At 46.5% G+C, this 24,707-nt stretch carries 14 protein-coding genes and 1 tRNA gene; 11 read left to right on the top strand and 4 right to left on the bottom strand.

Going from position 1 to position 24,707, the window contains the following annotated elements; all coding sequences use genetic code 11:
• Positions 1-80 precede the first annotated feature (80 nt).
• The 9 genes from EXU57_RS21505 to EXU57_RS21465 all read left to right on the top strand — a co-directional run bounded on the left by EXU57_RS21505 (position 81) and on the right by EXU57_RS21465 (position 12,508).
• Positions 81-851: an outer membrane beta-barrel protein gene (locus EXU57_RS21505; protein WP_133270327.1), complete on the top strand. Its 771-nt coding sequence runs from the start codon at positions 81-83 to the stop codon at positions 849-851.
• Positions 852-934: 83 nt separating this feature from the next.
• Positions 935-2,122, top strand: a complete 1,188-nt coding sequence (hflX, locus tag EXU57_RS21500; protein WP_133270326.1) for a GTPase HflX — start codon at positions 935-937, stop codon at positions 2,120-2,122.
• Positions 2,122-2,496: a Rieske (2Fe-2S) protein gene (locus tag EXU57_RS21495; RefSeq protein WP_133270325.1), complete on the top strand. Its 375-nt coding sequence runs from the start codon at positions 2,122-2,124 to the stop codon at positions 2,494-2,496. The genes hflX and EXU57_RS21495 overlap by 1 nt, the downstream gene beginning before the upstream one ends.
• Before the next feature lie 350 nt (positions 2,497-2,846).
• Positions 2,847-3,416, top strand: a complete 570-nt coding sequence (locus EXU57_RS21490; protein ID WP_165958234.1) for an RNA polymerase sigma factor — start codon at positions 2,847-2,849, stop codon at positions 3,414-3,416.
• 43 nt (positions 3,417-3,459) lie between these two features.
• Complete coding sequence (locus EXU57_RS21485) at positions 3,460-4,602, top strand: FecR family protein (RefSeq protein ID WP_133270323.1); 1,143 nt, start codon at positions 3,460-3,462, stop codon at positions 4,600-4,602.
• 201 nt (positions 4,603-4,803) lie between these two features.
• Positions 4,804-8,376 carry a SusC/RagA family TonB-linked outer membrane protein gene (locus EXU57_RS21480; protein ID WP_165958233.1) on the top strand — a complete coding sequence of 1,191 codons (3,573 nt, stop codon included), beginning with the start codon at positions 4,804-4,806 and terminating at the stop codon, positions 8,374-8,376.
• Positions 8,377-8,395: 19 nt separating this feature from the next.
• Entirely contained in the window at positions 8,396-9,799 is a 1,404-nt protein-coding gene (locus EXU57_RS21475; protein ID WP_133270321.1) for a RagB/SusD family nutrient uptake outer membrane protein, read from the top strand.
• 103 nt (positions 9,800-9,902) lie between these two features.
• Positions 9,903-11,018, top strand: a complete 1,116-nt coding sequence (locus EXU57_RS21470; RefSeq protein ID WP_133270320.1) for a TlpA disulfide reductase family protein — start codon at positions 9,903-9,905, stop codon at positions 11,016-11,018.
• A 353-nt stretch (positions 11,019-11,371) separates the two neighbouring features.
• Entirely contained in the window at positions 11,372-12,508 is a 1,137-nt protein-coding gene (locus tag EXU57_RS21465) for a TlpA disulfide reductase family protein (RefSeq protein WP_133270319.1), read from the top strand.
• 142 nt (positions 12,509-12,650) lie between these two features.
• Here EXU57_RS21465 and EXU57_RS21460 read toward each other — a convergent pair.
• The 4 genes from EXU57_RS21460 to EXU57_RS21445 all read right to left on the bottom strand — a co-directional run bounded on the left by EXU57_RS21460 (position 12,651) and on the right by EXU57_RS21445 (position 19,249).
• A tRNA-Asn gene (locus tag EXU57_RS21460) sits at positions 12,651-12,724 on the bottom strand.
• Between the two features lie 662 nt (positions 12,725-13,386).
• Positions 13,387-14,682: a DUF5690 family protein gene (locus EXU57_RS21455; protein ID WP_133270318.1), complete on the bottom strand. Its 1,296-nt coding sequence runs from the start codon at positions 14,680-14,682 to the stop codon at positions 13,387-13,389.
• A gap of 224 nt (positions 14,683-14,906) precedes the next feature.
• Positions 14,907-15,329, bottom strand: coding sequence for a secondary thiamine-phosphate synthase enzyme YjbQ (locus EXU57_RS21450; protein WP_133270317.1), 423 nt, complete (start codon positions 15,327-15,329; stop codon positions 14,907-14,909).
• Between the two features lie 698 nt (positions 15,330-16,027).
• The gene (locus tag EXU57_RS21445; protein ID WP_133270316.1) at positions 16,028-19,249 is read right to left on the bottom strand and encodes a reprolysin-like metallopeptidase; all 3,222 of its coding nucleotides are present in this window, start codon (positions 19,247-19,249) and stop codon (positions 16,028-16,030) included.
• Positions 19,250-19,958: 709 nt separating this feature from the next.
• On the opposite strand from EXU57_RS21445, the gene EXU57_RS21440 reads away from it, so the two are divergent.
• A complete protein-coding gene (locus EXU57_RS21440) occupies positions 19,959-21,500 on the top strand; it encodes a lipase maturation factor family protein (RefSeq protein WP_133270315.1) in 1,542 nt (513 codons plus the stop codon).
• A 489-nt stretch (positions 21,501-21,989) separates the two neighbouring features.
• The gene (locus EXU57_RS21435) at positions 21,990-24,164 is read left to right on the top strand and encodes a penicillin acylase family protein (RefSeq protein WP_133270314.1); all 2,175 of its coding nucleotides are present in this window, start codon (positions 21,990-21,992) and stop codon (positions 24,162-24,164) included.
• Positions 24,165-24,707 lie beyond the last annotated feature (543 nt).

The raw sequence follows: 24,707 nt of genomic DNA, 5'->3' as shown, positions 1-24,707 counted from the left end.
ATTCTTTTATTTTTGCCGCACTTTAACAGCTTGCAGGTTAGTACCTTACTTCCCCGCAGCTTTACCCATCAAGAAATTATATGAAGAAAATTGTATTAGCTGCTCTAATAATACTCTCCTGCCAGTCAATTCATGCCCAAGTAACCGATACCACAAAAGTTATTATTTCGTCACCAAACAATGTAACGACTTCAAGCCCTGCAAATGCCACAAAGATCGACTTGTCGAGCAGGTCAAACGACCACTTTATGGTACAATATGGCTTGGATAGGTGGTCAGGTAATCCCGACAGCACTGCTCCAAAAGGCTTTTCAAGGCACTTTAATGCCTATGTGATGTTGGATAAACCTTTTAAGAATAATCCTCGTTTCAGCGTAGGACTTGGGGTAGGTATAAGTAGCAGTAACATGTTTTTCGAGCGAAGAAACGTGGACGTTAAGTCGACCAGCGCCAGGCTACCATTTCAAAATCTCGACTCAGCAAACCATTTTAAAAAATATAAGTTGACGACCGTATATGCGGAGGCACCTATCGAGTTAAGGTATTCTACACACCCCGAAGATGATAACAAGAGTTTCAAACTTGCCGCAGGTGTAAAAATTGGGACTTTGCTAAATGCGCATACCAAGGGCAAAACCCTGGAAGATAAAAACGGAACTTCGCTCAACAATTACATCGCTAAAGAGAGTAGCAAAAAGTTCTTTAATAGTACCAGGTTGTCTGTTACCGGAAGGATTGGCTATGGCATTGTGTCGTTGCATGGCGCTTATACCGTTACCGGTATATTGAAAGATGGTGTTGGTCCGGTGATCAGGCCGTATTCAATTGGTTTAGCTATAAGTGGCCTGTAATTTGAACAAATATGATTTAAGGAGCCATCGGTTAGCGCCGATGGCTTTCTTGTTTATAAGATACCTTCAATAAAATTTACGCTTTGATCGATAAAAAGAATATACAAAAAGAGGAGCGCGCTATACTTGTTGGCCTTGTTCAAAAGGATCAAACGGAAGCGCAGGTGCAGGAATACCTCGACGAACTGGCCTTCCTTGCAGAGACTGCGGGTACAATCGCGGTAAAACGCTTCTACCAAAAGATGGCGCACCCCGATAGTAAAACCTTCGTTGGCAAAGGCAAACTCGAAGAAATTAAACAGTTTGTTGAAGCAGAAGAAATCACCCTGGTGATTTTTGATGATGAACTTACCGGTTCACAAATACTCAATATTGAAAAAGCACTGGGTGTAAGAACAATCGACCGTAGTGACCTCATCCTCGACATCTTCGCAAGCCGTGCAAGAACGGCCCAGGCAAAGGTGCAGGTTGAGCTTGCGCAGTATCAGTACATCCTGCCCAGACTCAAAGGCATGTGGAGTCACCTGGAACGACAAGGAGGTGGTATCGGTTCAAGAGGACCGGGTGAAACGGAGATTGAAACAGACCGTCGTATTGTTAAGGAAAAAATCAGCCTGCTGCGCAAGCGTTTAAAAGAAATAGACAAACAGTCGTTCACGCAACGTAAGGACCGGGGTGAATTTATCAGGGTTGCGCTTGTAGGCTATACCAACGTGGGCAAAAGCACCATAATGAACCTGGTAAGCAAAAGCGAAGTGTTCGCAGAAAACAAACTTTTCGCCACCCTCGACACCACAACCCGAAAAGTGGTGTTTGAAAATACACCTTTCCTGTTAAGCGATACGGTTGGTTTTATCAGGAAACTACCGCACCACCTTGTAGAAAGTTTTAAAAGTACGCTTGATGAGGTAAGGGAGGCGGATATCCTGTTGCATGTAGTCGACGTTTCGCATCCGCAACACGAGGAGCAGATCGGGGTGGTAAATAAAACCCTCCAGGATCTGAAGGCTTTTGAAAAGCCCATTTTAACCGTGTTCAACAAGATGGACCTTTATGAAAAGAATACGTTTGATGAATGGCTGGAAGCAGATGTTCGTACCGAGATACTGAACGACCTGAGACAGAAATGGGAAAACATTACCCAGGGTAATTGTGTCTTTATCTCTGCGCTTGAAAAAAACAATATCGATGAACTGCGCCAAACGATCCTAAGCAAGGTCAAGGAAATGTACCAGATCCGGTACCCCTACAAAACGGAATACATCTATTAATGGGGCCATTGTTACCAGGTGCAATACACTGGCATAAGGTTGCCGACAACATCGCCGCTATCAACTGGAACACCGAAAATCTTTCGGTGTTTTCTATTGGTGAACGGCAGCTTTTGCTTGCAAAGGTGAATGGAAAGGTTTATGCGTGTACCAACCGTTGCCCGCATGCAAGCGGTGCCTTCTCCCAAGGCTTTCTCGATGCGCAAGGCAATATTGTATGTCCCTTACACAAGTACAAGTTCAGCCTTCAAAACGGGCTTAACGTTACCGGGGAAGGTTACCGGTTGAAGATCTATGCTGTTGAAGAACGGCCCTCCGGCATATTTGTAGGTATACAGGAGCAGGGCTTGTCTGTACTCCCGGAAATAGGCTGAAGTCTGATTCAATTGTACAATAGCTTTCTTCTGTTCCCGCATAATTCGGGTTCTCACTAACTTCTTCCAGGTATCTCCGGAAGTACCAACCCACCCACGTCCACCGGCGGTGGGAGTATTGGTGGTATGTATTTGTCCACTCTGCCGGGTATTCAGTCGGGCACGATCATGATAACTTCCAGGTCTGCCTACTTCGGATTGCTGTTTTGTTGAGCCAATCCGGCACAAATTGTACACGTATAATTTTAATATTCAATGTCTTCAATCTTGTTTCAGCTTATTCACAATTTGCCATCCATTCTAAAATATTTGGTATAGTTTGCGAGGATAGAACCTAAATCTTTGTTCTGTTGCCTGACTATTTAAGCTATACCGATAAAGATCTGCTGACGGTAGACAACGATCACGCGGGGTTTCAGGTGCTTTATGATCGATATTGGAAAGCGCTTTACGAGAAAGCACGTGGCCGATGTGGGAACAAGGCTGATACCGAGGATGTGGTGCAGGAAGTTTTCATTTCCCTTTGGCGTAACCGGAAAAAGGTACAGCTTAATAGTTCTCTTGAGCCTTACTTATTTACTGCATTGAAGTACAGCATTATCAAAAAGCTCCACAGGCAATCAAAACAGACGATCCCTTTTCCACCTGGCCTGGAAAGCCTCATGTCAGCTGAATTAACTTCGTACGAATTGCTGCAGTACAAAGAGCTGCAGGATCTAATCAGCCAGCAGGTATCCCAACTGCCTGAACGGATGCGACAGATCTACCAGCTTAGCCGGGTTGATTACCTCAGTACTATGGAAATAGCCGACACATTGGGCATTTCTGAGCAGACCGTAAAGAATACACTTACCACCGCCATCGCACGGCTTAGAAAAGACCTCTCCGGCTATAATGCCTTGTTGTTATTTTTATTTTAGATACAACTAGTACCTAGCCTTCATCCAGGGTATATACTTAGGTATGGAACCCAACCCACCTAAAGATCTACTGGAACGCTACCTGTCCGGCACTGCAAGTGCAGCGGAGGTGGCCGTGGTTGAACGCTGGTATGAGCAGCAAGAGGATGTATCTTTAGATGACCAAAACAAAGATTTAATTGGCGCTGCCCTCTACCAACAAATCATCCGGAGTCCGGCATTTTCTCCCGCACCTGTTCATCGAATTCATTATTTAAAAAGTAACTGGTTTCGCTATGCAGCTGTCTTACTTATCGCCGCCACAGCCCTTATCGTCTACCTGGCTCAGCGCGAACCAGAACAAAGGATAGTTCAGCAATCAACAACTAATCCTGCCAACATTTTACCGGGTGGTAATAAAGCCGTTTTGATTTTGGCAGATGGTAGCAGCATTAGCCTGGAAAGCGCAGCTGATGGCAATCTTACCGCCCAGGGCAAAACAGCGGTTGTAAAATTAAAAACCGGTATGCTGAAATATACTGCCGCCAAGGAAGGGGTAGAAAATACTGAGGTTTCCTACAATACCCTTCGCACCCCGAAGGGAGGGCAATACCAGGTAGAACTTCCTGACGGTACTATGGTATGGCTAAACGCTGCAAGCTCAATCCGGTTCCCAACCTTGTTTCCCGGAAACGATCGAACAGTTGAAATTACAGGTGAAGCCTATTTTGAGGTAGCACCGGATAAAGCAAAACCTTTTGTTGTAAGTGCTGGAGCAATGCAGGTTCAGGTCTTAGGTACGCATTTCAATATCAATGCTTATACTGAAGAAAATACAACCACAACAACCCTGATCAAAGGAAGAGTAGCCATACTTCATGGAAGTAACAGGGATGATCTGACTCCAGGTCAACAAGCAAGATTCAACGACGCAAATAACTTAACGATCGTAAACCATGCAGACCTCGAACAGGTAGTAGCCTGGAAAAACGGGTTTACTGCTTTTAAAAGTGCAGACATAAAGAGTATTATGCGTCAGGTTGCAAGATGGTATGACGTAGAGGTGAGATACGAAGGGGCAATACCCGACAGAAGATTTTCCGGCGAGATATCGCGAACGGTGAACTTATCACAATTGCTCAGGATCCTGCAGGCCGGCGGAATTCGCTTTACGGTTGAAGGACGTAAACTAATTGTAAAATCATAGTTTTTGATAAACCATCAGCCGGGAAAAACACGGGATTGATCCCATTACTTTAACGTTCAGGTTTCAATTACTACATCTATAATCCGCTTTCATCACCAAACCCTATACAAACAGTTTATGGCAAATGCTCTTTGTATGCCCTATGGTAAACACAGGATCTTTTCTATGTTTTCCGGCATACCGACTCAAATTAACAAGACAATGAGAATTACTGCCTTTCTTCTATTACTTGCATGTGTACAGGTTAGCGCAAAAGGGATTGCGCAGAAGGTAAACCTGTCCGAAAAAGATGCTTCATTATCGAAGATTTTTTTACAGATAAAAAAACAAACCGGATATACTTTTTGGTACGAAGACAATCTATTAAAAGGAGCTAAAAACGTTACGATACAAGTAAGGGATCTGCCTTTGGAACAAGCATTACAAATGTGTTTGAAAGAGCAGGACCTGTCGTATGAGATTATCGATAAGACCATAGTCATCCATAAAAAAAAATTAGTGGTCCTTCAATCAACAGAACAAAGTTTTAAACTGCCGCCGTTTATCGATGTAAGAGGCAGGGTCGTTGATGAAAAGGGACAAGCAATTGAAGGTGTCACCGTTACCGTAAAAGGCACCAACAAAGGAACAGCAACGAATGGCAATGGAGAATTTGTTTTAAAGGAGGTAGATGAAAATGCGACCCTTGCTTTTTCTGGTGTAATGGTGCAGAGCCACGAAACACCGGTAAACCGCCGTACTGATGTTGGACCGGTAGCACTAACTGCTAAGGTTACGGCAATGAACGTTGTTAGTGTTAGCGTCAACACAGGATATCAAACGATCTCAAAAGAGAGAAGCGCTGGTTCTTTTGCAAAAGCCGATATGGCGATTGTTGCAAACCGCACCACATCAATGAACGTACTGCAAAACCTCGACGGTTTATTGCCTGGGCTTGTGGTAAACCAAACACCGTTGAGAAGTCCGCTGCTGGTGCGTGGCCTTTCGACAACGGGTGGCACCGGGGCCTCCACCAGTACCCAGCCGCTATACGTTGTAGACGGGCTGGTAATGCCCGACCTTGGCTCGCCTAACCCGCAGGACGATCCCACTATGATGCCCGGGCTATCTAACATCAACCCACAAGACATTGAAAGCATTGTTTTGTTGAAGGATGCTACTGCTGCCTCCATATGGGGTGCCCGTGCTGCTAATGGCGTAATTGTGATCACGACCAAAAAGGGTTCATTCAACAGCTCGCTCCGCGTAAACTACAGCGGTTTTACAAATGTACAGGGCAGGCCTAACCTGAACTATACCCCTGTTTTAAGCAGCGGCCAGTTTATTGATGTTGCGAAAGACATTTTTAACACCCCTGGTTACCAGGCTCAATACCCCTGGGGCAACGTGGGTTCTTTTCCTAATACCGGTAGTATTCTCACTCCTCATGATGTTATCCTCTATAACCAGGCACGAGGTTTAATAACAGGTGGGCGGGCCAATGCGCAACTCGATAGCCTGGCCGGCATCAATAACCATGGGCAAATCAGCGACCTGTTTTATCGCCCGGCAACACTGAGCAACCACACGCTTTCGCTTACCGGCGGTAGCGACAAATATTCCTTTTACGGATCACTTAGCTACACGGATACAAAGAGTGATCAGCCAGGCGAAAAAAACCAGAACTATAAGTTGAACCTGAACCAGAATATCCGACCTGCCAAATGGATGCGTGTAAGCATTCTAACCGATCTCTCCAACAACATCAGTTCAGCCAAAAAGAATTATCAAACCAATTACCAGTCTTTGCCTTACCAATTATTCCGCGATGAGAAAGGCAGTAATATATCCACTCCTTACGTATCCGGCGTGTCCGACTCGGTATTGAAATCCTGGGAAGCCCGCAGCCGCATCAGTCTCGATTTTAATCCACTCGATGAATTTGAACGCAGCACCACCAATTATGAGTTTTTGCAGTTGCGTCTTAATGGCGGCTTAGAGATAGACCTATTTAAGGGACTTAAATTCGTTGGTAATTACGGATACATTAAGGGAACAAGAAAACAAACCGATCTCGAGCGACTTTCGAGCTATGCGGTAAGGAGGGAGATCGTCCACTTTACGGTTGCTCCAAATGCCACCACTTTACCCGTGTACAGCTTGCCAACGAATGGCGGCCGCCTTACAACGATGAATGGTATCAACCGCAACTGGACCATCCGAAACCAGTTTGTATATGACCGGTCGTGGAACAAACACCAGTTGACAGCCCTGGCAGGCCAGGAGGCACAGGAACAATTTACTACCAACACCACCAGCCGTGTAAGGGGCTTCGACGAAGACCTGCTTACTTCTGCCGCAGTTGACTATAAAACCCTGGGTGGTTTCCTGATGAATCCCGTTTGGCCTAACTATGTAAGCGTCGCCAGTACCCTTACCAACGATGCTTTTTCTACAAACGAAGTTACTTCGCGTTTCACCTCTTATTATAGCAATGCTGCTTACACATACGACAGGAAGTACACCTTGAATGCAAGTGCGCGGATCGACCAGAGCAACCTGTTTGGTAAAGACAAGTCGGCGCAAAACAAACCCGTTTGGAGTGCGGGTGCAAAATGGATGGCCAGCAACGAAGAGTTCATGCGTCCGGCTGAATGGTTACAACAACTGGGGGTACGATTGACCTATGGCATTACCGGGAACTCACCGAATGCCGGCACGGCCGCCTCGCAAGATATTACAGGACCATCGGGCAGTGCATTTTTCCCCGGGAACATTGGCATGCGGATAATCACGGCTGGCAACCCTAAATTAACCTGGGAAAGAACCAAAACACTCAACATGGGTCTCGACTTTGCCGTACTAAACTACAGGCTGCACGGCAGTATAGACCTTTACGATAAGAAAACCGATAACCTGATCGGGCTAATTTATCCAAACAGTTTAAATGGCTGGGCTTCAATCGTAGGTAACCAAGGCGACATCCACAATAAAGGCATTGAGCTTAGTTTGAATTCGGTGAATGTGCAAACCAAGAATTTTAACTGGAACAGCTTACTCACTTTTGCTTACAACAGGAACAAGATTGTAAGGTTTACAACAGGAGCTGCAATAACGACCGGTGCCACCCAGGTACAACAGGCATTGCGGGAAGGATATTCTGCTTTTACCATTTTTGCCTACGACTATGTTGGGCTCGACAATACAGGCAAAACTGTTATCAGGCTGGCAGATGGTAAAGAAACCACCGACCGGGCCATTACCAAACCCGAGGACATCCTGTACATGGGCACTTACCAGCCGATATGGAATGGCGGTTTTAGCAACAACTTCCGGTATAAGAACCTTAGGCTTAGCGCAAATATTATTTACCAGATGGGCCATAAAATGAGAAGGAACCGTAACCTTATTTTTGGCGGTCCATTAACCCGCAACATGTCTCCGGAATTTCTTGCCAGGTGGAAAGCACCCGGCGATGAAGCAATCACTGATATACCCCCTTATATAACAAATGCAAGCCCTATTGCCGCCCTTACCAACACCGACTACTTTACAAGGGGTAGTAATAATGTGCTCGATGCTTCCTTTGCAAAACTCAGAGATATCACCCTGTTTTACGATCTGCCAAAAAACCTGGTAAGCAAAATACATTCGCAGGGTTTAACCTTTAGGGTACAGCTGAACAATGTAATGTTGTGGAAGGCCAACAAGTATGGCATCGACCCCGAATTCCAGGACCTTGTACTTCCGGTTAATCAAAACACCGTAGCGTTTGGCGTTAATCTTTCGTTTTAACTCTTAATTCAAGTTCAACATGCGTAACGTATATAAAATAACCTTATTCATCGGGATGCTGGCCTTTATTATATCGTGTAAGAAATCATTCCTGGAAATTCTCCCGAAGGGAAGGGTAATTGCCAGCAAAACCAGCGATTACGACCTGCTATTAAATAATCTTGACGTAATTGTAATCACCGGTTCCGACGGCCAGGTGCTGCCGGGCGACGAAGTGACGGTGAAAGAACCGGCGTGGAGCGGGGCATCGCACAGGGATAAGCAATTATTTAAATGGGATTTCAATATCTATACACCTGAAGAGGATGCCAGGGAAACACTTACCCCGGTAAAAGGATTGTACCTGTACAACAAGATCATCAATGAAGTAATGGAAGCAACGGATGGTTCTGAAGCCATTAAAAAATCGCTGCAGGCAGAAGCTTATGCGGGCCGTGCATGGACCTATTTTTTACTGATTAATTATTACGGCAAGCCATACAATCCTGCAACTGCTGCCACTGATCCGGGTTTTCCATTGATGATGAAAGCCGACATTAACGCCGGTCCGCATACAAGGGCAACCGTACAGGAGATATATGACCTGATCGTAAGCGACCTCACCACTGCTATACCCAACCTGACCCAGGTAGGCGTACCGCATCGGTCGCGTATGTCGAAAGCCGCAGCACAGGGCTTGCTGGCCAAAGTGTATATTTTTATGGGTAAATATGCCGAGGCGCTGCCTTTGCTGAATGAATCTATCAGCAACCTGTCGCAGTCGGCCGTACCAACAGCCCTGTATAATTTGAATACTACAAATCCGGGCTTTCCTACAGCACCGAACGACCAGGAAAATGTATATGCAAAGGTTATGACTAATGGTTATTTAAGCGGCTCACAATCGTTGGTATTTCTAACACCGGAAGCAGAGGCATTGTACGGTGCAACCGATATGCGCAGAACCAGGTACCTCACAAACTCCTTTACTTTTCCCAATGGTCTTAAGCTCTTAAGAAGAGGAAGCACCACCGTTAGTTTTTGGGGTGTGAGGGTACCTGAGCTACACTTGTTCAGGGCAGAACTATTGGCAAGAAAGGATGACCTGGCAGCAGCTGTTGCTGAGTTGGAGTTTTTCCGTAATACCCGTATGCCCGCTGCCGACGCAAAAGTGCCCCTCCCCGTTCAGGCAAACAAGCTGGCTTTGTTGCAGTTTATCATGGAAGAACGTATTCGCGAGTTTTCTGTAATGGGTTACCGCTGGTTCGATATGCGCCGGCTTTCAGTGGATCCCCTGTTTGGTACCATCAATTTTGTACATAAAGTTTATGATGCCAATGGTGCAGTTAAGGAAACATTTACGCTGAATAATGTAAACCAGTTTGTCTTCCGCATTCCGCCAAAGATCCTAGGCGAAAACCCACAGATGAAAGACAATCCTTAACAATTAGCAAATAGAAAAGTACAATACAAAGCAGCATACGAATTGGTATTCGTTACCGGTAAATCGCCCATCTTAAAATCAACTCAACGTACAAAAAGAATAAATGATTAAAACATATATACTCGCAGCAGCCTGCTGCCTGCCCGTTTGCTTAATGGCTCAAAAGGGCTACACCATCTCTGGCAAGATCTCCGGCTTAAAGGAGCCCGCGAAAGTTTACCTGGCCACCGTACAAAGCGGTGCGTTTAAGGACACTGACTCCGCCGACATAAAGGATGGGGTATTTCAACTCAATGGTTCTTTAAGTGAACCAACGCAGGCTATCCTCCGGGTCAAGCGGCTCAACACCCCGGGCGAAAGGTACAACCCTGATCAGTTGGGGCTGTTTATTGAGAATGCTCCCATTACGGTAACAGCCACCGACTCGATAAAAAATGCAACGGTCAAAGGGTCGGTAGCTGAAAAGGAAAACCGCGAGTTGGAGGCATTAACACGTCCGCTCACCAATTCCATCATCAGGTTAAATAATGAATTTGCGAAAAAGCCCAAAGAAGATGAAGGTCGAAAGAAAGCATCCGATAGCGTAACCTACCTGGTTGCTAAAATCAAGGATACCAGGTTGAAGTTCGTGGAGTCGCATTTGAATTCGTTTATGGGCTTGTATAATTATCATTACTATATACTCGACAGCAAATTTGACCCCGCTGTTGTAGAACCCATATTCCACAAATTTTCAGCTCAACTAAAGTCGTCCGAACTGGGCAAGCGCACGGCCGAGAAAATTGAGATTGGCAAGAGAAGGCAGGCGGGCGTAAAAGTGACAGACTTTACCCAGAACGACTTAAATGATAAACCCTTTAAGCTGTCATCATTAAGGGGTAAGTATGTATTGGTCGATTTCTGGGCCAGCTGGTGTGTTCCCTGCCGGGCAGAAAACCCAAATGTGGTAAAGGCTTACCAGGAGTTGAAGGGTAAAAACTTCGAGATCGTAGGTGTATCGCTCGACCAGGGAAAGGCAGCATGGGAAGGTGCTGTACAAAAGGATGGCTTGCCCTGGATCCATGTAAGTGATTTAAACGGTTGGCAGAATAAAGTGGCCCTGATGTATGGCATCAATTCAGTGCCGCAGAACCTGCTTATTAATCCAGAGGGTATGATCATCGCAAAAAACCTGCGTGGCGAGGCGCTCACCGACAAGCTGAAGGAGCTGGTGAAATGATCTTGACTGAAATAGAAGTATAACAAACCCAAGCTATTTAACCTCACTTGCCTGTTTAAGATGTCATGCAATTGTACAAACCTGGTTGCGGTGAGCGTAAGGGATTGCAGTGAAAAGCCCGGAGACACGAGGCACGAGTGGCGAGGACTTGAAACGAAAAGCCCGACCCCTTGCGAAGCTTGGGGGTACGCCCAAGATAGGTTAAACACGGGTCAAATTTTTTTTGGGCCAGCATAGTAACGGTGCCCGACATCGTTGTGTCACTCTCTTGTACTTGTAAATATTCTACTCAGCCTCTTGAAGTAATGCTTAAGTAGCCAACAAATATTTTGATTAATAAAAAAAATTAGAACATGATAAAAAATTATGTCGTGGCGCTGGCGTGCTGCCTGCCTCTTGGAGTGATTGCGCAAATGGGATTTACACTACATGGAAAGATTGGCAACCTTGGCGCACCTGCCACGGCTTATCTTAGCTACAGCGATAATGGCAACAAGGTTAAAGACTCTGTTGTGCTGAACAACGGCCAGTTTACCTTTAGCGGTAAACTTAGCGCCCCTGCTGCAGCCGAGCTTTTGGTTAAACACGATACTATTACAAGGCCCCGTTTTTCCAGGCAGGACAACATGGTCTTCTACCTGGAGAACGCCGATATAACAATCACTTCGCCAGATTCGGTTGCGCATGCGATAGTAAAAGGTTCCGTTACCAACGACGATGAAAAGCGGTTGCGAATGTGGCAGCGGCCTTATAAGCGGGTTGCCGACTCAATAGTTGCTGTATATAATAAGATGAGTCCCGAGCAGCGTAAAGACAGCGCCTGGATGAAAGCGGCCGGCGAAATTATGCGGGTAACCCAAACCGGGTACGATAGCGTTAACCGCGCCTTTATTGCTGCGCATCCGAATTCCTACATCACCCTGGGTGTCTTCAGGGAAGTGGAACTGGCGTATAATTTTAATCCGGATACCGCAGCTGCCAGGTTCGCACGTTTGCCCGAAAGTGTACGGGTATCCGCGGCAGGAAAGAAATTGCTTGATGTGATTGAGACGGGCAAAAAAACCAACACCGGGGTAGCTGCAATGGACTTTACTGAAACGGACACTACCGGAAAATCGGTCAAACTTTCTGATTTTCGAGGTCAGTATGTACTCATTGATTTCTGGGCATCGTGGTGCAAGCCATGCCGCGCAGAGAACCCCAATATGCTTGTTGCTTACAACAAGTATAAGGACAAGAAATTTACCATACTCGGCGTTTCTTTAGATGAGGATAACGGCAGAAAAGCATGGCTCGGCGCAGTAAAAAAAGATAATTTGCCATGGACCCAGGTATCCGAACTAAAAGGCTTTAAAGCAAAATCAGCTGTGCTCTACGGTGTATCCGCGATACCCTCCAATTTCCTGGTAGACCCTAATGGAAAGATCATTGCCCGGAACCTGCGTGGCGAAGAATTGCACACCAAATTAGGGGAACTGTTCAAAATGTAACTGCACCGGCCTTGAATAGCTGTTGGAACCAAATTAAAAGGCCTGCAATGTTTTATTGCGGGCCTTTTTTAATGCTTCAACATGATGTGATGCAAATAAAAAAGCAGCTATGAATTTTACTCCATAACTGCTTGATTTTCAGCTCCCCCTTCAGGACTTGAACCTGAGACCCTCTGATTAACAGTCAGATGCTCTAACCAACTGAGCTAAGGAGGAGTTTGACCCTGATACGTTGATTGTATTAGGGGTTGCAAAAATAGGCGTTTATCGTTTTCAGAAAAATTTTTTTATGTTCTTCCCAGAGAAACTTTCGTCATAAGATTAGACAACTCAATTACCCCTTGATATCGAAGTACTTCGGCAGCAACATGGGCGAACTGCAGCACCCTGCATACACTTGTGCTAACATAAACTCGCATGTACCACCCCATTAAAGGGAACACCCGGCTGTACAAGATGTGCGGTACTCATGCCCTATCACCCGGGTTAAGCCGCTTGTTGGTTTGAGCTGCCCCGTAAAGCTTGCGGCACAGGAGTGCGACGCCCGTCCGAACGCGCAGCGGGCTGGCAACGATTTTTTTCTCTATTCAATACCGTTTAGTAGAGCCCTTTGCTGGCTTAATTTGCCCAATAATGGTAAACAGTACAATGAAAAACTGGGGCTTGGTCAAAAACGATTGCTTAACTAAACGACATCGCATCTATATTCTGCAGTTGGGTCCAGAAAAATCTCTTTATCGACCGACACTCATCAACCTGGTTAGGGCCACATGTCAACTGCCGATCTACATTATCCTTCGCCAGTGTGGCGCTACCTGGAATGTGATGTACTTTGCTGACCCGATTAGTACCATTTAGGTGGTTAGTCAGGCCGGCTTTCAAGGTACGCTATCCGGAGCCCGCATTTCTAAGCTGGTATACTTTCGCCAGAAGTACCACGCCGAAAAGGCGGTCAACAGGAGGCCAAAAACCGAGAGCAGCATAACACTATTGGAGAAAAACTGCACCCAGTTGAGCCTAACTTTAAAGATCTCCTTGCTTAACAATACCCCGACACTCCCGAGATAGCCAAATGAGTCGGATATATAGATGAGGAAACCGACATTGCCGGTAAAACGAAAACTCGCGATCATTCGCTCGAAAAACACCGCGTTAAAAGGGATGTACACCATATACAAGCCGAGCCCGGTCAGGGTCATCCACCAAAAAGGCGAAACCTCACCTTTGCTAAACAGCCAGGTACATACCCCCGCCACCACGAAACCTGCAGCAATCACCAGGTGGTTGAGCATAAACGCAAAAAAGTTCTTTCGCAACAAGGTCATGCTGCCGATCAGGAAAAGGATCAGGATCGTAATGGGTGTTTCTGTTTTCGAAAACAGCGCAGGCTGATTAAGGTAACCCATCTCCTTCCACATGTCGGCGCTGAAGTTGTCGCGGATATCGCGAAAGATCGTTACAAAGGTGTAGATGATTATGCAGGTAACGAGCCCGGGTAAAAACCGCCGGATCAATTCCTTTCGTTTCTCAGGAGGCATGGGCAACCTCTCCATTCTTTCCCGCTTGTCACCGTCATCCGCCGGTGGGATCCTTTCCATCATCCATACGAAAAGCAAGAGCGGCAGCGCAAACACCACCCCTGTAGCAAATGGCACCCAAAACTCCGGTAGCTGAAATTCGAGCAATAACAAACCCCCAACAGTCTTCACAAACCCTGATGCAAATATGAAACTTACCGCCAACGCAGCCCCAATAAAGTCCGTACTTCGCCTACCCTCTACATAGCTGAAAACAACACCCCACAACATGCCCAGCGGAAAACCATTGATAAATAAAAATACAATGTTGTAGGGTACCGGCACGAGTGCGAATAGTAACCACGAGAACCAGGCAATACCCACCAGCAACAGGATGATTTTCCCCCTGCCAATCCTGCGCAATTCGCTGATGTATTTTATCCCGTAAAACTTTGCCAGCATATAGCCGAGCACCTGGCATATCACCAACACCGTCTTATAATTCATCCCAAACACCTTTAAGCCATCAAATGTGCAAACCACAAATGATTTCCGAAAGCCAAAGATCATGGTATAGGTAAGAAAGGCAGCCAGCGCAGCATATAGGGCCACCAGAGCCGGACTTTTATGGTTATAAGCAGTTTGGGGCTGGGGCATTGTGCATGATAGTGAATTTCAGGGACTCCATCTAACCCGCAACAAAGGAAAGAAGCAGAATCATGGGCGCGGCAGAATAGGTCTATTTAGCTTTCTTGCCCCCGAATGCACCAGCCGGGCGCCCGCCCGGATGAACCCGGTTCGGACGGGGGCGTCGCACGCTAGTACAGTTGGCTTTTTGTTCAGCAAACTACAACCTGCATTTGACTGCAGAACAATCAGGGCTATACACCCCATGCCGTTATCACCAGTGATCTTGGTCCGCCGTGATTGCGATGCTCACAAAAGTAGATGCCCTGCCAGGTACCAAAGGCCAGCCTTCCATTTGCTATCGGGATGAGCACCGAGCTGCCCAGCAAGGCTGCCTTCAGGTGGGCGGGCATATCATCCGATCCTTCGTAATCGTGTACATAATCGGGATCATTTTCTTTCACCGCTTTGTTGAAATACATCTCAAAGTCTTTTCTTACTGTTGGATCTGCGTTTTCATTAATGGTAAGTGATGCGGAAGTATGTTGAATGAACACCTGGCACATCCCTGTTTTAATGTGCGCAAGTTCCGGCATGGCTCGCAGCACCTCGTTGGTGATCAAATGAAAACCCCTTTTCTTTTCCGGGAGGGTCAGGCGTTGCTGGTAAATGTTCATGCTGCTTTTTAGCGAAAGTAACAATTGGCGGATTACGGATTGGCGAATTGGCGGATGGAGACTGGTTGATCAGTTGAGAGTTGAGACAGCGATTGAAGACTTGTATTTCTACTTGAAACTGCGCAGGAGCTCTCTTTTTAATTTTACATTTTTCATTTTACATTTTGGCACCGCAGAGAACAAGAGAAGCAGAGAATTGGATTGGCGGATTACGGATTGGCGAATGTGCGGATGTAGGTTGATCGGTGGCGCTTTGTTATACTTGTGGTGAATGCATAGCCGTGCAGGGGCTCTCTTTTTCATTTTAAATTTTTCATTTTACATTTTGGCACCGCAGGGAACAAGAGCGGTAGAGAATTGGATTCGCGATGGGATCAGTTGATTGGTTGATCAGTTGAAAAGGAGGAAACACTGCTTTTAAGGTTTGTGTACACCGCCAAGCTGCGCAGGAACTATCTTTTAAATTTTACATTTTTCATTTTACATTTTGGCACCGCAGAGAACAAGAGAAGGCAGAGACTCCGCAGAGGGTGTTATAAGCCTAAACCAACACAAGCCCTGATCTTCACATACAGCCAGCCAACCTGTAATGGTGACCCGGCATAACAGTTTGACTTTTAATTTTTGACTTTTATAACCTGCGAAAAACAAAAAGGCCGTCCTTTCAGACAGCCTTTTTGGTTGTTTGTTATGATCGTTTATTTCGCAATCACCAGTTTGGCCAGTTGTGTAGCCGTACCGGTCTGTATTCTCAATATGTAAACACCGTTTGAAAGATTACTTATATCAAGGGCGCTGTTATTTGCCCCGGCATTTACGGCAAGGTTTCGTTTCAATACTATCGAACCGGTTTGATTGATTACCATTACCATGGCATTTCCACGAAGCTCCGAATTGAACGCCAGCTTAACCGAAGCCCGAGCCGGGTTTGGTGCCACGTTTAACTTCGTTCCCACATATTCGATGTTTTCAGCATCGGCCATTCTCGTAGTCGCCGGAGTCACCGCTAAGGTATAACAAGCCGATGCATTGAATGCTCCATTGTTTTTGGGATAGACCTTCACAAAAAAGTCACCTGCCGCCAACGTTCTGGTAATGGTCTCATTAGCCAACCCGGTGGTTGCAGATGATTGCACCAGCGCACCTGAACTGCTTAACAAATCCAGCTGGTAATCTGCAGGTAGGGTTGACAAGGAGATTGTAATGTTTTGTTGTGTAGTTACTACGAACTTATAATAATCAACATCCCCTCTTACGTCTATCCGGCCTTTTATCTCGGTATTCAACGCTATAAGCGCAGCACCTCCGGTAGTTCCATTTCCAGACCCATCACTGCTGCCCGGGCAAGTAGATGGTGGAGCAGGGGTTGTAAACTGGGCCTGTACATTACTGCTCGAACCGCCAATACAGTTTGCGCGTACCCTCCAGTCGTAACTGGTGCCGGCATTTAAACCCGTTAAATTGACTGATGGAGTGGTAGTGTTAGCAGTTGCTGCAAGCCAGCTTAAGGACGAAGTGGTTTTATAATCCACTGCGTAGCTGTTAGCTCCGCTGGAAGCGGTCCACGCAACGGTAGCCGAGGTTTCCGTAATTGCTGACGACGTTAAACCAGTCGGACTTGCGCAGGCAACACCGGTCGTGGTGAATCGCGCCTGCGTGTATGAACTGGTTCCCGCCGAACAAGTTGAACGCACCCTATAGTCGTAAGTCGTACCAGGAAGTAATCCTGATAGATTAACTGAAGTTCCCGTGGTATTACCTGTAACAGTTAACCATGTTGTCGATTCGGCAGACTTGTAATCCACAGCATAACTGTTCGCACCAGCGGCTGCTGTCCAGCTCACAGTAGCACTGGTTGATGTTATTGCTGAAGCGGTTAAGGCTGTTGGATTTGCACAGGTTACCGTGGCCTGGCCAATGGTAAAATTCGCATCGGAGATATCGAAAAAGATGTTGCCGACGGCTTCTACTTTTATGCGGTTGGTGGTGCCGGAAGTCGCCGGTAGTCTAACCACTTCGTCACCATCATTTGCAGTTCCTGAAACCAGGGTTGTAAATGTAGTACCACCATCTGTAGACAACAGGATGTTTACGGCCTGGCAATTTACCACTCCCGTGTTAGTGCCATTTACACTCCAGGTCACTATTGTTTCGCTACCTGCCGGCAAGCTAACATTCGTATCAGGCGCCGTTACTTTAAACGGTCCGGCAGTGTTTGTCACATTTACAACTACATCTGCAAAAGATGTTTGAGCAACCGATGTTGCCGAGTAGGGATGGTTATCCCTGACGGTAACCCTGAAGTTTAAAGCCCTGGTTACAGAACTTAACGCTTCGATATTTGCTCCTGCATCGCCGCCAGCTAATGGCCCGGTAATCATTGCACCGCGAAGGATGGTAGCCAATGTGGGAAAGCTTCTCGTGCCGCTTTGACTTGCAGGAAATGTTAACCAGTTTGGACCGGTAAGTTTTGTCGGCGAAGCTACGCTGCCGGTTCCTGATGTGGTGGAATTATCATTTTGTTCCCAGCAATAAGTAAGGGCATCGCGGTCGGCATCGGTTGCTGATGCAGTAAGCGCAAAAGGTGTACTGATGGGAATGGTGTAATTACTTACGGGTGCAATAACCGGCGCGGTGTTACCCGCGCTTACCGATACCGGGCAGCTTTTTCCTGCCAGATTAGCCTGTATTTGCTCAATAGATGTTTGATGAAAGATGTCAATTGAATGCGGAGCCACGTCTTGGGCGGTGATGCCCGCATAACCCATGATGGTGATACCTGAACCAACTTCTTTATTTACGCCTGTTCCTTCCAGTGATTTGGAGAAAGTGTGGTTAGCCCCCAACTGGTGGCCCACCTCATGTGCTACATAATCAATGTCGAAATTATCGCCCATTGGCACCCCATCGGCGGGGGATGTAATACCTGAGCCTTTCCCAAGCGGAGTTCTGGATGTAGGATCTATGCACACACAGCCAATACAACCGGCGTTTCCACCGCCCCCCGAAGCACCAAACATATGACCGATATGATAATTGTCGTTTCCTATAACATTAGTCAGGGTTGTTTGCAGTTGTTGGTTCCAGCTCGACATCGTGGTATATGGATCGGTGCTGGGATTATAATAAATCACTGATGTCGTAGTTGGAATAAGGTTCAGGTGAAGTGCCAGGTCTTTTTCGTAAATGCCATTGCAGCGGGTAAGCGTTGCGTTAAAGGCAGCCATTACAAGCCCTACCTGCGAGGCGCTTGTGGCGCCAAAATAATTGGCATATTCTCCATTACACGACTGGGCCAGGCGGAGGGTTTTTAATTGCCCGCTGGAGCTTCCGGTCCTTGCTACAGGAGCGACCTGCGAATTGATGTCCGCGGCAAGTTGCTTTTCTTCAGTAGTACAGTTCCATGGCAACTGGCCTTTTTCCCGGTGCGACCGGTATACAGCATATACTTTACGATCCTTTGAATAGGGCTCAATAAATTCGTTGTCATTATCTGTTCTGAAAACCATTGTTTGTACGCCATCCGGAGAAATACTCAGCTTGAGGGTAGCAAACTTATCGGTAATGCCTTTACCAGAAAACGCCCTGATTTCGGGAAACCGCGCCTGTAATTCCGGTTCGAAGTTGGATGCTTCAACGACTTCAAAGTCTTCCAGGTTACCATCCGCATTAGGAATAGAAATCACTGTTGCACGTTTAGCAGCACTTGCGCCGACAATAGCGAATAATTGCTGCTGAAAGGGAGCAGCATTCAGGTTAAATAGTTTAAATGCCGTGGGATAACTGAGCCTGGAAACCGACTTGTCGGTTACAATGCTGGTTCGGCTTTCGTTGTTCATCGTCCAAAAGCGGTCTGACTGAGAAAAGGCAGCAACTGTAAACAGCACAAATACCTGGGTGAGGAGTAGAATTTTCTTCATGTAACTAGTGTTTCAGTTTAAATGATTGGAATAAAGAAGGCACTGCCTGCAGAAGTAACCTGCGGGCATATAGTTCACGTGATACGTTCTAAAAACGCAGCATAATCCTGACAAACATATAACAGAAGCTTAGCCTGGCGAAGAGTGGTTAGGGCTGACAGCAGCAGAAGGAAGTATTACCGTAAAAAAGTAAGCGTAAAAGTGTTTTATCATACTTGTTCATAGTTTAGCCAGTATCGCCGATTGTCTTCCGACAATAGATTTCTAAATTTAAATTAATCCAGTCATTTGAACATTTATTTTTTTCCGTTTCAAAGCGGGTTGGAAACCTCTCATTCGCCCTAAAAAAACGATAACGCCCCATGAGAATCATAGCATGCACCTAAGCCTGGCTGCGAGTGGTTTAGTAATATCCCTTATGTTTCAGGAACGCATATAGGGCGAAAAACAGAAAAACTGCTGCAAATAACACCCCTCCAACAAGCCACGGCCTTTGGTCGTAGGTAGGTTGTAGTGGCAGTTCAATGTTAAGCTTTCGAAATCTGCGCATTTTGCAACTATTGATTTTACATAAGGAAATTTACAAAAGTTGTGGTATGAACGAACCTGCTAACCGTAAAACCCTGGCCTGGCTGCCTGTTTTGTCGGATTAATTTTTGTAATTAAAATTCATATCTATAATTTACTTAATACAACCAAAGCGCCGGCAATGGAACAAACAGCTGTACCCTACGATGACATCCAGGAAGTACCGGATAAACCTACCTATTGGCTCACGCGTTTTGTAATCCTGCGGTTGCTGGGACTGATTTATGCCATTGCCTTCCTGGTTGCAATCAACCAGGTGCTTCCATTGATCGGATCAAACGGGCTCACTCCGGTTGGAATTTACCTTGATAAAGTAAGCGCTGCACTCGGATCGGATACCGCAGGTTTCCTGCGGCTGCCATCGGTATTTTGGTTTGGTCATTCTGATACTGCCCTGCTAACGGTAGCATGGATCGGTTTCCTGCTTTCGTGTGTTGTAATTGCCGGCTATGCGAACGCACTCATGCTTGTTGTCATGTGGTTACTCTATATGTCGTTTAACCATGTTGGACAGGAATGGTATGGCTACGGTTGGGAGATTCAGCTTACCGAAACAGGCTTCCTTGCAGTTTTCTTATGTCCCCTGCTCGATGCCCGGCCATTTCCGAAATATGCTCCCCCGATGCCGGTCATCGTTCTATTCCGGTGGCTAGTATTTCGCATTATGTTGGGTGCCGGGCTGATCAAACTCAGGGGAGATGAGATATGGCGTAATGCGACGGCGCTCAACTACCATTTCGAAACACAGCCCATCCCAGGCCCGCTTAGTCGATGGTTTCATTTCCTGCCCCGAAGTGTATTAAGTGTAGGCGTCTGGTTTAACCATATCGCTGAAGTTGTCGCGCCCTTGTTTGTATTCTGGCCCAGGATTGCCCGGCATATCGCCGGAACCGTAATCGTAGTTTTCCAATTAACCATCATCATTAGCGGTAATCTTTCTTTCCTGAATTGGCTAACCATAGTTCCTGCCCTTGCCTGTTTTGATGATGGCTACTGGGCACGAATTCTTCCTGGTCGATTGGTGCGGAGGGCAACTATAGCTGCGGAAAACGGGATTGAGTCCAGGCCTATGCGCACAACTGCCTGGGTGGTTACGGTTGTTATCGCCCTGCTGAGTCTCCGGCCGGCGATCAACATGCTTTCCCCTGGCCAGATCATGAATACTTCCTTTGACCCGCTTGATCTTGTAAACACCTATGGCGCATTTGGCACCGTAGGGCAGGAACGTTTAAATGTTATTTTCGAAGGCACAAACAATACCGACACAAGCAACCATGCAGGTTGGCAACCGTATGTATACAAAGGTTTGCCTGTACACCTCGATAAACGTCCACCACAAATAGCACCTTACCAGCTGCGATTAGACTGGCAAATGTGGTTCGCGAGCATGTCTTCTCCATACGAATACCCCTGGACATTAAATCTTGTTTGGAAACTACTGCATAACGATCCTGGCACGTTGTCCCTGTTTGCCAAGAATCCGTTCCCCGGCAACCCCCCAAAGTATATTCGCGCAGTGCTGTACAGGTACCGCTTTGCTACACCCCGCAATCAACAAGGACTGGTATGGAACCGGGAACGTTTAGACCTATGGCTTCCGCCAATGTCGACCAATGACCCGAGATTGATTGACTTTTTGAAAAATGAGCAATGGATACCATAACTGTGGATGTGTGTGCAGGCAGATGAAATAGTGAATCATAAGCCAATGCCGTTTAGTTAAGCAAATTTTTATGGACCCGGCCACAGGAATTCTATAGGACATCGTTGCGTCGCACTCTTGTACGATTGGAAGTAGCTGGGCAAACAAATTACATAATCGGCTTAACTAAACGACATTGAACATAAGCATCAAAAGATTAGGTGCTCAGGAACACCGGTGCCTTTACAAACAAGCCTTTAGGTCGTTGCCCATTTTACATCCAAGTCATTTGGGTAGCAACTTTTATGGACCCGGCTACCCCATTACTATTGAACATCCTTGCCCGCCCCGGCGGCGCTAGTCGGACGGGCGTCGCACTCTTGTAATTGCAGAGCCTTAATCAGCAATACAATCGGACAGGCGGCTCTAATAACAATATTGATTCCCCAACGCGGATTTTACGCATGAAGGCTAATGGTTAACTTGTGGTATAGCTGAGACCATAAAAACATGAAGCCCATTTTCATTGTATTACTGCTGCACCAGTTTGCCTGTTCAACAGGAAATAAGCCATCTATAAAAGCGTATCAGGAACGGGCGTCCAGGGTAACAATTATCCGCGACAATTGGGGAGTACCACACGTATACGGCAAAACAGATGCGGACGCGGTATTTGGGCTTATGTACGCCCAATGCGAAGAGAGTTTTGAGCGGGTTGAAAGAAATTATATCGAACGATTTGGAAGGCTTGCGGAAATCGAAGGTGAGTCACTTTTGTATGAAGATTTGCAGATGCGACTGCTTTATGACACCGCTGCGGCAAAATCAGATTACGATAGGAGCCCCACCTGGCTAAAGCAGCTTTGCCAGGGATTTGCAGATGGGATTAATTACTACATCGCTTTACACCCCAATCAACCCAAGGTATTGTCGCATTTCGAACCATGGTTTCCTCTTATGTTTACCGATGGTGGCTATACCGCCACCCAAACCGGGGGAATCACGTCGCAGGATGTTGAACGGATGTACAAGGAACAAGGTGCTCCAGGGGCATCGCTTAAAAGGTCGGCCCCTCCGCAGGAGCTTGATGGCTCAAATGGCTTTGCCATTGCACCTTCCAGATCTGCATCCGGGCAGGCATTGCTGTACATCAATCCGCATGTATCGTTTTACTTCAGAACTGAGATGCACATGGTCAGTGAGGAAGGTTTAAATGCGTATGGTGCAATTACCTGGGGACAGTTTTTTGTGTTCCAGGGCTTCAATGAAAACTGTGGATGGATGCATACTTCTTCACTCGCCGACGCTGCGGATGTTTACGAAGAAAAAGTAAGCAGGCAGGGCAACAATTACGTGTACGCTTACAACGGGCAACAAAGGAACGTATCGGCTAAAAAACACGCTTTAAGTTATTTGAAAAACGGCAACCTTCGGAAGACTTCCATCACCGCATACTATACCCATCATGGTCCTGTCATGGGGAAGAGAAATGGTCATTGGCTGAGCTTAAAGGAACGTAACCGCTCACTTAACGGGCTTATTCAATCATGGCAACGCACCAAAGCAAAAGATCTCGAAGCGTATAAGCAAACCCTGGAACTTCAATCGAACAACTCCACAAACACCTTATACGCCGACAATAAGGGCAACATTGCTTACTGGCACGGCAACTTTATACCAAAACGTGACAGCACTTTAAATACCAGCCTTCCCCTGGATGGAAGCACATCAAAGACCGAATGGCAGGGTAATCACAAGGTAGACGAAATCGTCCACTTACTCAATCCTGTCAGCGGCTGGTTGCAGAATTGTAATTCCACCCCTTTTAGTGCTTCAGGCTTCAACACCCTTAACAGCCGCAACTACCCGGCTTATATGGCACCGGATGGAGAAAACTTCCGGTCGTTATTGGCCATCAGGTTATTGCAACAGGAGCCCTCCTTCAACTTGCAGAAATTAATTGATGTCGGTTATAACAATTACCTGCCTGCTTTTGATAGCCTGTTACCACCGCTGTTTTACGCATACGATGCACTTCCGGCTAACCATCCTCAAAAGGAACAATTAAGCGCACCGATTGCCATATTAAGGGCTTGGGACAAAAGATCGGGCAAAGCTTCGGTTGCCACTACGCTGGCTGTAGAATGGGGTTATATTTTGTTGCGTTATCGCTACCAAAATATTGCGCATGAGCCAAGCCTCAACCAGGTAGACCTGTTTACCCGGTTTGCGAAAACAACTGATCCCGAAATACTGGTGAACATGTTAAGCCATGTTGTTGATCAACAAACAAAGATGCATGGTAAGTGGCAGGTACCGTGGGGAACGGTTAATCGTTATCAACGACTGAGTGGCGCAGTACACCAGCAGTTTGACGACGACGAGTCGAGCTTACCGGTTGGGCTTGCCTCATCAATCTTTGGATCGCTGCCTTCATTCGAACCTTCATGGACTGCATCCGGCAGGGGTTATGGAGAAGCCGGGAACAGCTTTGTAGCAGTCGTGGAGTTTGGTCCAAAAATTAAGGCCAGGTCTATCTTAACCGGTGGTCAATCTTTTGATCCCGACTCAAAGCACTTTAACGACCAGGCGAATGGCTTTATCAACGGGCAGTTTAAGAACGTGTACTTTTATAAAGATCAGCTCATAAAAAATGCTGAACGCACGTATCATCCGGGAGAATGATTATGTTGAGTGTGTATGTCAGCTGTTGCGGGTTCGTCATTGCGACCGCAGCGAAGCAATCCCATGTTGTAGCATCGCTGCTACTTGCTTAGCACTACACCGTCATTGCGAGCGCAGCGAAGCAATCCCTTGTCGTAGCATCGATGCTATTTGCTTAGCACTACACCGTCATTGCGAGCGGAACGAAGCAATCCCTTGTTCTGGCCGGTCGTAATTGCGAGCGCAGCGAAGCAATCCCTTGTTGTAGCATCGATACTATTTGCTTAGCACTACACCGTCATTGCGAGCGCAGCGAAGCAATCCCTTGTTTTAGCAGCGATGATACTTGCTTAGCACTACCCCGTCATTGGCAGCGCAGCGAAGCAATCCCTTGTTTTAGCATCGATGATATTTGCGTAGCACTGCACCGTCATTGCGAGCGCAGCGAAGCAATCCCTTGTTGTAGCATTGTCATCTTAATGATAGCAATTCACTGTTACGTTTCTCACATGTGGACGTACTTACTTAAAGCAATTGTAGCTGCTTCGTACACGCGCAGGGATG

It is taken from the genome of Segetibacter sp. 3557_3 (assembly GCF_004354985.1).
In the GTDB taxonomy this organism is placed as follows: domain Bacteria; phylum Bacteroidota; class Bacteroidia; order Chitinophagales; family Chitinophagaceae; genus Segetibacter.
This window is presented reverse-complemented; position numbering and strand designations above follow the sequence as displayed.

Coding starts and splice junctions, on each gene's coding strand:
- EXU57_RS21480 (WP_165958233.1), top strand. CDS start 4,804: ATGAGAATTACTGCCTTTCTTCTATTACTTGCATGTGTACAGGTTAGC.
- EXU57_RS21505 (WP_133270327.1), top strand. CDS start 81: ATGAAGAAAATTGTATTAGCTGCTCTAATAATACTCTCCTGCCAGTCA.
- EXU57_RS21470 (WP_133270320.1), top strand. CDS start 9,903: ATGATTAAAACATATATACTCGCAGCAGCCTGCTGCCTGCCCGTTTGC.
- EXU57_RS21440 (WP_133270315.1), top strand. CDS start 19,959: ATGGAACAAACAGCTGTACCCTACGATGACATCCAGGAAGTACCGGAT.
- EXU57_RS21465 (WP_133270319.1), top strand. CDS start 11,372: ATGATAAAAAATTATGTCGTGGCGCTGGCGTGCTGCCTGCCTCTTGGA.
- EXU57_RS21435 (WP_133270314.1), top strand. CDS start 21,990: ATGAAGCCCATTTTCATTGTATTACTGCTGCACCAGTTTGCCTGTTCA.
- EXU57_RS21475 (WP_133270321.1), top strand. CDS start 8,396: ATGCGTAACGTATATAAAATAACCTTATTCATCGGGATGCTGGCCTTT.
- EXU57_RS21445 (WP_133270316.1), bottom strand. CDS start 19,249: ATGAAGAAAATTCTACTCCTCACCCAGGTATTTGTGCTGTTTACAGTT.
- EXU57_RS21485 (WP_133270323.1), top strand. CDS start 3,460: ATGGAACCCAACCCACCTAAAGATCTACTGGAACGCTACCTGTCCGGC.
- EXU57_RS21450 (WP_133270317.1), bottom strand. CDS start 15,329: ATGAACATTTACCAGCAACGCCTGACCCTCCCGGAAAAGAAAAGGGGT.
- EXU57_RS21495 (WP_133270325.1), top strand. CDS start 2,122: ATGGGGCCATTGTTACCAGGTGCAATACACTGGCATAAGGTTGCCGAC.
- EXU57_RS21455 (WP_133270318.1), bottom strand. CDS start 14,682: ATGCCCCAGCCCCAAACTGCTTATAACCATAAAAGTCCGGCTCTGGTG.